This window comes from Streptomyces krungchingensis (assembly GCF_054729265.1).
In genome coordinates this window covers 6,818,347-6,829,906 of sequence record NZ_JBPUKY010000001.1, presented here as the reverse complement: position 1 = coordinate 6,829,906, position 11,560 = coordinate 6,818,347, and the positions used below count along the sequence as shown (strand labels likewise).

Below are 11,560 nucleotides of genomic sequence, written 5' to 3'. Positions count from 1 at the left end.
GGTCCGAGCGCTGCGGCGCACTCACCCACACGGCCCGCGCCCCGCGCGCACCGCCCCGTACGACCGCACGATGGGGACATGCCGAACCCCTCCCAGTCGCGCGCCGCTGCCCTGACCCTGACCGCCGTTGTACTGATCTCCTTGCTCGCGGGTTGCAGCGACGGGTCGAAGGACAAGGACGGGGACGGGGATCTGACAGCTCAGAAGCTGAGCTGGAAGGAGTGCCCGGCACCCTCCGAGTCCGAGGGCGGGGGCAACGCTCCGTCACCTCTGCCGGGCGGTACGGAGTGGGAGTGCGCCACGATGAAGGCGCCCCTCGACTGGGCCGATCCCAAGGGCGACACGATCGGGCTGGCGCTGATCCGTGCGAAGACGAGCGGCGAACCCAGCAAGCGGATCGGCTCGCTCATCTTCAACTTCGGCGGCCCGGGCGGCTCGGGCGTCACCACGCTCCCCGCCTTCGGTGAGGACTACGCCGCCCTGCGCACCCGCTACGACCTGGTGAGCTTCGACCCGCGCGGCGTGGGCCGCAGCGCGGGCGTGAAATGCGAGGACGACCAGCAGCTCGACGAGTTCTTCCAGCAGGACGCCACGCCGGACGACGCCGCGGAGCAAAAGGAGTTCCTGCAGAACACCAGGAACTTCAACGCGGCCTGCGAGAAGAACTCCGGCACGATCCTTCCCCATGTGCGCACCACCGACGCGGCCCGCGACATGGACCTGATGCGCCAGATCCTCGGCGACGCGAAGCTGCACTACTTCGGCATCTCCTACGGGACCGAACTGGGCGGCGTCTACGCCCATCTGTTCCCGAAGAACGTGGGACGCGCGGTGTTCGACGCGGTCGTGGACCCGACGCAGAACCCCGAGCAGAGTTCGCTCGGGCAGGCCAAGGGGTTCCAGCTCGCGCTCGACAACTTCGCCGAGGACTGCACCTCCAAGGTCGAGGACTGCCCGATCGGCGACACGCCTCAGGACGTGAAGGACCGCATCGCCAAGCTGCTCAAGGACCTCGAAGTGAAGCCGATCCCCGGCGTCTTCCCCCGCGAGCTCACACAGACCGCGGCGACCAGCGGCATCGCCCAGGCGCTGTACTCCAAGGACTTCTGGGAGTACCTGACCGAGGGTCTCGAGCAGGCCTACGACGGCGACGGCAAGGTGCTCATGCTGCTGGCGGACTCCATGAACGGACGCGACGCGAACGGCCAGTACAGCAATCTCGTCCCGGCGAACATCTCCATCAACTGCGCGGACGACAAGCCGCGCTACACCCCGGACTTCGTGGTGTCGAGGCTGCCGCAGTTCCGGGCCGCCTCACCGCTGTTCGGCGACTATCTGGCCTGGGGCATGGTCAGCTGCACGGACTGGGCCGTGGCGGGCGCCGCCGACCACCCGAACGTCGCCGCCGCCGGCGCGGCACCCATCCTCGTCGTCGGCAACACCGGCGATCCGGCCACGCCGTACGAGGGCGCGCGGAAGATGGTGGAGGCGCTGGGCAAGGGGGTCGGCGTCGAACTGACGTACAAGGGCCAGGGGCACGGGGCCTACGACAGCAAGAACAAGTGCGTGCAAGGCGCCGTGAACGGCTATCTGCTGGAGGGAACCATCCCGCCCGCTGGAACCGTCTGTTCGTAGAAAACCGCAGGTCAATGAGTTATCCACAGGCTGTGACGGCTTCGGACGCCGCCGCCTACTATTGCCTGCATGTGATCCGCGGATCGGGCGGACCACGGGTGAGGGGGGAAGCACATGGCACGTTTCGCACGGTGGACGGCCGCGGCCGCCGCCGCGTTGCTGGTGGCCGGTTGCAGCAGTGGGTCGTCCGGTGACGGCACGGACGAGGGGAAGGGCGGCGACAAGTCGTCGGCCACAGCGCCTTCTTCGGGCACACCGTCGGGGCTGCCCGCCAAACTCACCTCGCAGAAGCTGGACTGGGGCCGCTGCAAGGGCACGTCCGACTCCCCCGCGCCGGGCAGCGACTGGCAGTGCGCCACGCTCAAGGTCCCGCTGGACTACGCGAAGCCGGACGGCGAGACGATCGGCCTCGCGGTGATCCGCTCGAAGGCGACGGGCGGCTCGGGCAAGCGCATCGGCTCGCTCCTGTTCAACTTCGGCGGGCCCGGCGGCTCGGGCATCTCCACCATGCCGTCGTACGGCTCGATCGTCGGCTCCCTCCACGACCGGTACGACCTGGTGAGCTGGGACCCGCGCGGCGTGGCGGCGAGCGAAGGGGTGCGCTGCCGCAGCGACAAGGACATCCAGGCGGCCGAGTCGGTGGACGCCACACCGGACGACGCCACCGAGGAAGCCGCGTACTTCAAGGACGCCACGGACTTCGGCAAGGGCTGCGAGAAGGCCGCGGGCAAGCTCATGTCCCATGTGTCGACCACGGACACGGCACGCGACATGGATCTGATGCGCGAGGTCCTCGGCGACCGCAAGATGCACTACTTCGGCATCTCGTACGGCACCGAACTGGGCGGGGTGTACGCCCACCTGTTCCCGAAGAACGTGGGGCGCCTGGTGCTGGACGCCGTCGTCGACCCGAGTGCCGACACCGTCGGCCACGCCAAGAACCAGACGCTCGGCTTCCAGCGGGCCCTGGACGACTATCTGAAGTCCACCGGCCAGGACCCGAAGCAGGGCTCGCAGAAGATCGTGGACCTGCTGAAGCGCATCGACGCCCGGCCGCTGCCCGCCTCGGGCGGACGCAAGCTCACTCAGACGCTGGCCCTCACCGGCATCGTCCTGCCGCTCTACAGCAAGCAGGGCTGGCCCAGCCTCACCAGCGCGCTCAAGGCGGCCGAGGACGGGGACGGTTCGGAGCTGCTGACGCTCGCCGACGGTTACAACGAACGCGACCCCTCGGGGCGCTACGGCACGACGACGCACTCGCAGCGGGTCATATCGTGCCTGGACGACAAGCAGCGGCCGACTCCCGAGGAGACGAGGAAGCTGCTGCCCGAGTTCGAGAAGATCTCGCCCGTCTTCGGCGACTTCATGGGCTGGGACACGGCGGGCTGGTGCCACGACTGGCCGGTGGCGGGCCAGTTCGACAACCCGGAGGTCAGCGCACCGGGTGCGGAGCCGGTCCTGGTCGTCGGCAACACCGGCGACCCCGCGACACCGTACGAGGGCGCCCGCAGGATGGCCGACGAGCTGGGCAAGGACGTCGGTGTGGAGCTCACCTGGAAGGGCGAGGGCCATGGCGCGTACGGCAGCGGGAGCGACTGCGTGGACTCGACCGTGAACAGGTATCTGCTGGACGGGACCGTGCCGAAGGACGGCAAGGTCTGCGCCTCCTAGGCCGCATGCTCCGAGGGCCCCGGTTCGGGTGCCCTCGGACCACGGCAAGGGGCCCGGCACACATGGTGCCGGGCCCCACCTCCGAAGAGGGCGTATGCCTAGTAGACCGGCTTGTCCGGCTCGATCTGGTTGACCCAGCCGATCACGCCGCCGCCGACGTGGACCGCGTCGGCGAAGCCGGCGGACTTCAGGACGGCGAGGACTTCCGCACTGCGGACACCCGTCTTGCAGTGCAGGACGATCTTCTTGTCCTGCGGCAGGGACTCCAGGGCCGTGCCCATGAGGAACTCGTTCTTCGGGATCAGCTTGGCGCCGGGGATCGAGACGATCTCGTACTCGTTGACCTCACGGACGTCGATGATCTCGATGTTCTCGCCGTCGTCGATCCACTCCTTGAGCTGCTTGGGAGTGATCGTCGAACCGGCCGCCGCCTCCTGGGCCTCCTCGGACACGACGCCGCAGAAGGCCTCGTAGTCGATGAGCTCGGTGACGGTGGGGTTCTCGCCGCAGACGGCGCAGTTCGGGTCCTTGCGGACCTTGACCTGGCGGTACTGCATCTCCAGGGCGTCGTAGATCATCAGTCGGCCGACGAGGGGCTCGCCGGTGCCGGTGAGGACCTTGATCGCCTCGGTGACCTGGATGGAGCCGATGGACGCGCACAGCACGCCCAGCACGCCACCCTCGGCGCAGGAGGGGACCATGCCCGGCGGCGGGGGCTCCGGGTAGAGGCAGCGGTAGCAGGGGCCGTGCTCCGACCAGAAGACGGAGGCCTGGCCGTCGAACCGGTAGATCGAACCCCACACGTACGGCTTGTTGAGGAGCACGCACGCGTCGTTGACCAGGTAGCGGGTGGCGAAGTTGTCCGTGCCGTCGACGATCAGGTCGTACTGGCTGAAGATGTCCATCACGTTCTCGGCTTCGAGCCGCTCTTCGTGAAGGATCACGTTCACGTACGGGTTGATGCCCAGCACGGAGTCGCGGGCCGATTCGGCCTTGGAGCGGCCGATGTCCGCCTGGCTGTGGATGATCTGGCGCTGCAGGTTCGACTCGTCGACCTCGTCGAACTCCACGATGCCGAGCGTGCCCACGCCCGCCGCGGCCAGGTACATCAGTGCCGGCGATCCGAGGCCGCCGGCGCCGACACACAGCACCTTGGCGTTCTTCAGCCGCTTCTGCCCGTCCATGCCCACGTCGGGGATGATCAGGTGGCGGGAGTACCTGCGGACCTCGTCTACGGTGAGCTCGGAAGCCGGCTCGACCAGGGGTGGCAGCGACACGGGGGCTCCGTTGGTCGGTCAATCACTACAGTTGTTCTCCCCGTAACACTGCCACGCCCTTCTTCATTCCGAGACACCCGTTCCGATCCGCGAGACGATTTCGTCCCAGTAGCCGGGCATCGTCTCCCAGGGGTCCGCCCGCCCACCGAAATCGGTGCGATCGGTGAAGTAGATCGTCGAGGCGCCCTGCCAGCGGGCGATGCGCAGTGCTTCGTCGAGATGACCGCGCGGCACGCTGTGCACCAAGTGGCAGAACCGCTCGGGCGGGTAGTCGGCGGTCCACTCGGCGACCTGGGACCACCGGTAGTCGCTCCAGGAGCCGGAGAAGGTGACCAGCTGGTCGGCGTTCTCCGCGTAGCCGGGATACGGGTGGGCGCCGTGCCCGAGCACGATGTGCGCATCCTCACGGAGCGTGCGGAGTGTGCCGACCGTCCGGCGGACCTCGGCGAGCGCGGTGCGTTCGGTGGGACAGCGGTCGAGGAGGTAGCCGTCGACCCGGTACCAGTCGAGGTAGCGCTGGGCGTCGGAGACCAGTTCGCCGAAGACACGCGCGCCGTACGTCGCGTCCAGGCGCCCGAGCACGCGTACGCCCGTGTTGCGCAGCCGCCCGACGGCCTCCAGACAGTGCGGGTCGGGACGGGTGCCGGGTCCGTTGGAGACGTTCAGGGCGACCCAGTGCAAAGGGGCGCCGGGCCGCGTGAGTTCGGCCCACTCCAGTGGAGCGACGAGGGGGTGTGCATAGCCGGGGATGCCGAAGCCGACCTTGAGGTCGGTGCTCGCGGTGCCGGCTGCGGTGCTGGTCAGATACGGCATGCCGCCTCCATCCAGATGTCTGCCAGGGATTCCTCGAGGTTGATGCGGGGCCGCCAGCCGAGCCGGTCGCGTGCGGTGCGCACGTCGGCCTGCTGCCAGCTGCCGCAGCCGTCCGGGTACGGGTACGCGACCGGGGCCGCGTGGTCCGGTTCGTTGCGGGGGTGGCCGATGGATGTCCTGAGGGGGCCGGGAGGGCCGTCCAGTTCGTGCAGGGCGCCGCCGTAGCCGGCGACCCGGGCGAGGACCGCGGCCGCGTCGCGGAGCCGTACGGAACGTCCCGAGCCGATGTTGATCACGCCCTGTGCGGCGGAGAGCGAGGCCGCGTGGACGGCTCGGGCGACATCGCGTACGTCGATGAAGTCGCGCTGGACACCGAGTCCGCCGAGTTTGAGTTCGCCGTCGCCGGACTGCATGGCCCGGCGGAGGGCTTCGGCGAGGCGGCCCAGTGGGGATCCGGCGGGTGTGCCTGGACCGGCGGGCGAGAAGACCCGAAGGACCACGGCGTCCAGGCCGGAGCCGAGGACCAGTTCGGTGGCGGCGAGCTTGCTGACGCCGTACGGGCCGCCGGGGCGCGGCACGGCGTCCTCGGCGGTGGAGGAGCCGGGCTGGCTGGGCCCGTACTCGGCGCCGCAGCCGATCTGGACGAGCCGTGCCCCGCAGCCGCTGCGTCGGAGGGCCTCGCAGACGGTGGCGACGGCGACGGTGTTGTGCCGGGTCAGTTCGCGGGCGCCTCCCCGGGTGGCGCCCGCGCAGTTGATGACGACTCCGGGGTGCACCGCGTCCAGGAAGCGGGTGAGTGCGCCGGGACTGCCCGAGGCGAGGTCGAAGCGGACGTCGGCGTCGTCGCCCCGGCCGAGCGCGGTGAGCTGCACGGCCGGGTCGGCGAGCAGCCGGTCGGCCACGAAGCGGCCGAGGTATCCGTTGGCTCCGATCAGCAGGACCCTCATCGGGCGGCTCCCGGGGCGGATTCTCCGGTTCGGGAGGTGATCATCTGGCTTTCTCCTTCAGGTGATGCCGTGGGTCGGGAGAGGGCCCGCGGTGTCGGCCCCGCGGGAGAAATGGGTCCGTGCCCGGGTGCCGGGCGCGGAAGCGCGGTTCACACCGCCTCGCTGGGCAGTGCGTGGGCGGAGGCCCTGGTCAGGGTGCGCGTCGAGTGGACGAGCAGGACGAACGCCGCCGTGCCGCACACCAGAGCCGGTACGGCGCCGGGCCCCCAGGCGTCGACGACGGTCTCGACGGGTGTGGTGAGGAAGGAGCAGCCGGGCAGGCGGCCCGCGAAGACGGTGGCGAGCGCGATCGCCTCGGTGGCTCCGGCGCCGGCGAGCATCACGGCGGGCGCGTGGGTGAAGCCGCGCGCCGTCAGCAGACGGGCGAGCAGGAGCAGTGCGCCGAGGGCACCGGCCCCGGTGTAGGCGGGGGGCTCGTCGAGCACCGCCGCGCTCAGGGCGAGCAGCCCGCCGAGGGAGCACAGGAACAGGGTGAACACGCCGAGGAGCAGGGGGCGGACGGTGGTGGCGAACTCGTCGAGGCCGCGGCTGGCGGTCAGTCTGCGGCGGGCGCTCACCACGAAGAGCTGCGCGCACCAGGCCGCCGGGGCACACGCCGTCGAGAGGGCCAGCACGGGTGCCGTGGCGAGCGGCCAGGGACCGTCGGGTCCGCCGTCGAGCGCGGCGCTGAGCAGTCCGTCACCGAGGAGGGCGTAGGCGACGAGCCAGCACATCCAGCCGCGGGCGGCGCCGGTCGTGCGCTGACCGGCGCTCAGGGGGCCGCGGCGCAGGGCGTACCGCAGACCGAGGGTCACGGCGAGGACGCCGGCCGCAGCCACCGCGAGGCGCGGCCTGCCGTCGGTGACGCGCAGTCCGAGCGTGGCCGCCAGGCAGAGGACGCCGGGCAGCAGGGCGAGCACCGCCCAGTCGGCACGCGCACCGGGGCGTTCCGGCTCCTCCGGGCGCGGGGTGTGCTCGCCGTCGCGCGAGGCGCGGGCGTACATCTCCTCGGCGAGGGAGAACACGTCGCGGTGGCGGAATCGGGTGGCCGTCCGGTCGGTCACACCGTGGGCCTCCAGACCGGCGGCGATCTCCAGCGGATCGACCGCGCGCTCGCAGAGTTCGCGGTGTCGGTGCATGAGCGCTTTCACGGGGTCGGCGGCGCCACGGCGTGCGGTGGGCCTGCGCGCGCCGTCGGCACGACTCGCACTCCCCTCGCTGCCGCTCGCACCACCTTTGCGTTTTCGTTCACCGGCGCCGCCGCCGGCCCGGCCGGCGGCCTCACCGACGCGGCCCACGCCGCCGCCGTCTCCCCGGCTCGCGCCACGCGCGTCTCCCCCGCTCACGCCACCCGCGTCCCGGCCGCTCGCGCCGCCCGAGTTCTCGACGTCCTCGACGTCCTCCCCGCCCAAGCCTCCGCCGCCCAGGGCACCTAGGCCGGCCAGATCGTCCAGCTCGTGCAGGGTGTGTGGTCCGCCCGGTGCGCGCGGTCCGGTCGTCTCGCTCATCGGGCTCCCTCCCCCGCGGGAACGGGAACCGTGGCGCGCACGGGCGCCCCCGCCGCCCAACGCGGCCGGCTCGCGACCATGGGACGGACCTCGGTCCAGCGGCCCGGCACGTGGGCCTCCGCGGGAACTCCGAAGGGCAACGGCTCGCCCTCGTCGTCCACGACCACCCGCCGGACGGGGGAATGCGAGACGATCTCCAGGTAGATGCCGTGGAAGGCGGCGACGTTCTGCTCGACGGTGAACAGTTCGAGGGCGCGTGCGCGCGCGGCCGCGCCCAGGCGCTCACGACGCTCGGGATCACGCAGCAGCGTCACGCACGCCTCCGCGAGCGCCCGCGGATTGCGGGGCGGCACCACCAGCCCCGTACCGCCGATGACTTCGACGACCGCGCCCACGTCCGTGGAGACGGTCGCGCGACCGCAGAACATGGCCTCGACAAGACTGATCGGAAAGCCCTCGACGACGCTGGAGAGCACGACGACGGCTCCGGAGGCGTACGCCTCCGCCAGGCTGGGGACCTCGGGACCGCCGATCTCCTCGAAGGACACCGGGTTGTCGCCGACCGCGTGCACGCCCTCCGCCTCGTCGGGGAAGAGCTGGGCGGCCAGGGCCCGGCAGTGGGCCAGATAGGTCGTGCCTTCGGGGCCGTCGGCGGGCGCGCCGACGATCCGCAGCCGCGTCTTCGGTTCCTCCTTGCGGATCTCCGCGAAGGAGTGCAGCAGCGAGATCAGATCCTTGGCGGGTTCGATGCGGCCGACCCACACCAGGGTGTCCGGGTCGGCGCATCCGCTGCCCTCCGCGCTCTCCCCCACGTCAGCGAAGCGGGACGCCTCCATGCCGGGGTAGACGGTGCGCAGTTTGGCGCGGTCGGCGCCACAGCGCTCCTGCCAGCGACGGGCGTGCGTGTTGCCGGGCGTGATGAGCGCGGCGGTGCGGTAGACCTCGGCGGCGAGCCTGCCGTGGAACCCGGCGAGCAGGGCGCGTACGGCCGGGCTCTCGCCGACGGTGGCGGACGCCAGGTAGTGCGCGCGCAGTTGCACCCCGTACTCGGTGACCAGCAGGGGCACGCCGGCGAAGTGCCGGGCGAGGAGACCGGGCAGGGCCGCGGTGCCGCCCGCCGTGGCGTGGCACAGGTCCACGGAGTCGAGTCCGTCGCCCTCGTACCAGTCGAGCGACAGGGGCCGCAGGGCGCGTTCGACATGGGAGGCGAAGGCGAGCAGGTCGGGCACGCGCGCCGTGCGGGCGGTGCGCGGCGCGCCGGGCGCACGGCAGGCGCGCTCCAGTGCGCGCACGGCACCCTCCGAACGCAGGGCGCCGGCGAGACCGCCCTCGTCCCGGGCGAGCTCCGCGAGGGCGTAGAGCGCGCTGCCGAAACGGTCCGCCTCTACACCGCCGGAGGCCGTCGGGCCGTCGTGGGCTCCCGCGCCGCCGCCGAGCGCCGGGCCGTCGAGAGCCCCCGGCCCCTCGCACACGGCCGCCGCCAGCTCTCCGTACGCGTCGGCGAAGCGTCGCCGCGCCCGGCGTCCGTACACCACCCCGTCGTCCTCGACGGTCCACAGAGGTGCCGTCCGCACCCTGCTGACCTGCGGAGGCAGCTGGATCCAGCCCTCGTCCTCCTGGCGCTCGCTGCGGCTGAGCGCGTAGATGTCGAACGCGTGCTGCCCGAGCCCGCGTACGAGCCGGTCGCACCAGAGTCTGGCGTCACCGCTCACATACGGATAGCCACCCTCCGTAAGCAGTCCGATGCGCACGACCACACCCCCGATCTCCCGTATGGGGAGCCGCCGTTGACCCGGCGGCTCGCAGCGGGAAGAACGTATGCGGACATGACGGTGGCGCGACGGACGGTTGTCCATCGCACCACCAAAAGGGGTGAACGGTCGTAACTTTCCCGCGCAGGCCGCGTTCTGTCGCGCTACGAGATCATGCGACTACACATCGTCGTCACGCACGCCTGGCCGTACGTGCCGACGGCGCCGCTCAGCACGCGCCGACTGCACCACCCGGACCGCACCGCGCGTGCCGACGGCACCGCCCGGACCGCACCGCGCGCGCCGACGGCACCGCTCGAACCGCACCGCGCATACCGCCCCTGCGGCTCAGGCCGTCGCCAGCTCCCCACGGGCGGCACGGCGCCGTGCCGCGACCTCCGGGTCGAGCGACGGCACGGCGGCGAGCAGTTGCTCGGTGTAGGGGTCCCGGGGGGACTCGTACACCTCGTCGGCGGGCCCGTACTCGACGATCCGGCCGCGTCGCATCACCGCCACCCGGTCGCTGACCTGGCGCACGACCGCGAGGTCGTGCGCCACGAAGACCAGCGCGAGCCCCAGTTCGCGCTGAAGCTCCCCGAGCAGGGCGACCACCTGGGCCTGGGTGGTGACGTCGAGCGCGGAAACGGGTTCGTCGCACACGATGGCGCGCGGCTCCGCGGCGAGGGCCCGCGCGATGCCGACCCGTTGCCGCTGCCCGCCGCTGAACTCGTGCGGGTACCGGTGGTACTGGTCCGGGTCGAGGCCCACGCGTTCCAGCAACTCCCGCACGCGCCCCCTGATCCGGCCCTCGTCGCGTTCGCCGCGGGCCCGCAGCGGGTCGGCGATCGACTCGCCCACGCTGCGCCGGGGGTTGAGGGAGGACACCGGGTCCTGGAAGACCATCTGCACCGAAGGGCTCACGCCGGTCTGCTCGCGCCCTTCGTGGCGGACCGTGCCGGCGGTGGGCTCCAGGAGCCCGACCAGCATCCGTCCCAGCGTGGTCTTCCCGCTGCCGCTCTCGCCGACGACGCCGAGGGTCTCGCCCCGGCGGACCGTCAGCGACACGTCGTCGACGGCGGCGAACCGCCGCTTCCCCGTGCCGAACTCGCGCCGCAGCCCCACCGCTTCGAGGACGGTCTCGTCGCCGACATCGCCCTCGGTGACGCGTGGAGCGTCCACCCGTGGGACGGCACCGAGCAGTTCACGCGTGTACGTGTCGCGGGGTGCCCCGAGGACGGTTCCGACCGGGCCGTGCTCGACGGCGCGCCCGTGGCGCATGACGAGGATCTCGTCCACGCTCTCGGCCGCGACCCCGACGTCGTGCGTGACGAGCAGCAGCCCCATGCCGGTCTCCTCGCGCAGGGTGTGCAGCAGGTCGAGGATCTGGGCCTGGACGGTCACGTCGAGGGCCGTGGTCGGCTCGTCGGCGATCAGCAGGTCGGGCCGGCAGGCCAGGGCCATGGCGATCAGGGTGCGCTGGCGCATGCCGCCGCTGAACTCGTGCGGGCGCGAACGGGCGCGACGGGCCGCGTCCGGTATGCCGACGCGGTCGAGCACCTCGACGGCACGCGCGCGTGCCGCTCGCCGTGACGCCCTGGTGTGCACGCGGTACACCTCGGCGATCTGGTCGCCGACCGCGTGGTACGGGTCGAGGGACGACAGCGGGTCCTGGAAGACCATGGCGGCCTTCCCGCCCCGCAGCCGCCGCAGTTCGTGGTCGGAGGCCGCCTGTACGTCCACGCCGGCCACCCGGACCGTGCCGCCGACCCGCGCTCCCGTGCCCCGGTGCAGCGCCAGCAGGGCCGACGCCACGGTGGACTTGCCGGACCCGGACTCGCCGACGAGTCCCAGCGCGGCTCCCCGTTCCAGCCGGAAGGAGAGCCCGTCGACGGCGCGCAGGTCCCCGAACGCCACGGAGA

The 11,560-nt window shown here is 71.7% G+C and carries 8 protein-coding genes; 2 read left to right on the top strand and 6 right to left on the bottom strand.

Annotation, left to right across the window (positions count from 1 at the left end; all coding sequences use genetic code 11):
- Positions 1-78 precede the first annotated feature (78 nt).
- On the top strand, positions 79-1,635 hold the full coding sequence (locus ACSYGO_RS30100; RefSeq protein WP_460388336.1) for an alpha/beta hydrolase: 1,557 nt from the start codon (positions 79-81) through the stop codon (positions 1,633-1,635).
- A 114-nt stretch (positions 1,636-1,749) separates the two neighbouring features.
- The gene (locus ACSYGO_RS30095) at positions 1,750-3,306 is read left to right on the top strand and encodes an alpha/beta hydrolase (protein WP_460388334.1); all 1,557 of its coding nucleotides are present in this window, start codon (positions 1,750-1,752) and stop codon (positions 3,304-3,306) included.
- Positions 3,307-3,404: 98 nt separating this feature from the next.
- Here ACSYGO_RS30095 and moeZ read toward each other — a convergent pair whose 3' ends face one another.
- From moeZ to ACSYGO_RS30065, 6 genes are all read right to left on the bottom strand, one after another.
- On the bottom strand, positions 3,405-4,583 hold the full coding sequence (moeZ, locus tag ACSYGO_RS30090) for an adenylyltransferase/sulfurtransferase MoeZ (RefSeq protein ID WP_426679790.1): 1,179 nt from the start codon (positions 4,581-4,583) through the stop codon (positions 3,405-3,407).
- Between the two features lie 63 nt (positions 4,584-4,646).
- On the bottom strand, positions 4,647-5,396 hold the full coding sequence (locus ACSYGO_RS30085) for a spherulation-specific family 4 protein (protein WP_460388332.1): 750 nt from the start codon (positions 5,394-5,396) through the stop codon (positions 4,647-4,649).
- The gene (locus ACSYGO_RS30080) at positions 5,384-6,343 is read right to left on the bottom strand and encodes an NAD-dependent epimerase/dehydratase family protein (protein WP_426679792.1); all 960 of its coding nucleotides are present in this window, start codon (positions 6,341-6,343) and stop codon (positions 5,384-5,386) included. The genes ACSYGO_RS30085 and ACSYGO_RS30080 overlap by 13 nt, the downstream gene beginning before the upstream one ends.
- 149 nt (positions 6,344-6,492) lie before the next feature.
- Complete coding sequence (locus ACSYGO_RS30075; RefSeq protein ID WP_426679793.1) at positions 6,493-7,890, bottom strand: hypothetical protein; 1,398 nt, start codon at positions 7,888-7,890, stop codon at positions 6,493-6,495.
- Positions 7,887-9,641 carry a DUF3492 domain-containing protein gene (locus ACSYGO_RS30070; protein ID WP_460388330.1) on the bottom strand — a complete coding sequence of 585 codons (1,755 nt, stop codon included), beginning with the start codon at positions 9,639-9,641 and terminating at the stop codon, positions 7,887-7,889. The genes ACSYGO_RS30075 and ACSYGO_RS30070 overlap by 4 nt, the downstream gene beginning before the upstream one ends.
- 348 nt (positions 9,642-9,989) lie before the next feature.
- Positions 9,990-11,555, bottom strand: coding sequence for a dipeptide ABC transporter ATP-binding protein (locus ACSYGO_RS30065; protein WP_460389780.1), 1,566 nt, complete (start codon positions 11,553-11,555; stop codon positions 9,990-9,992).
- Between the last annotated feature and the right edge of the window lie 5 nt (positions 11,556-11,560).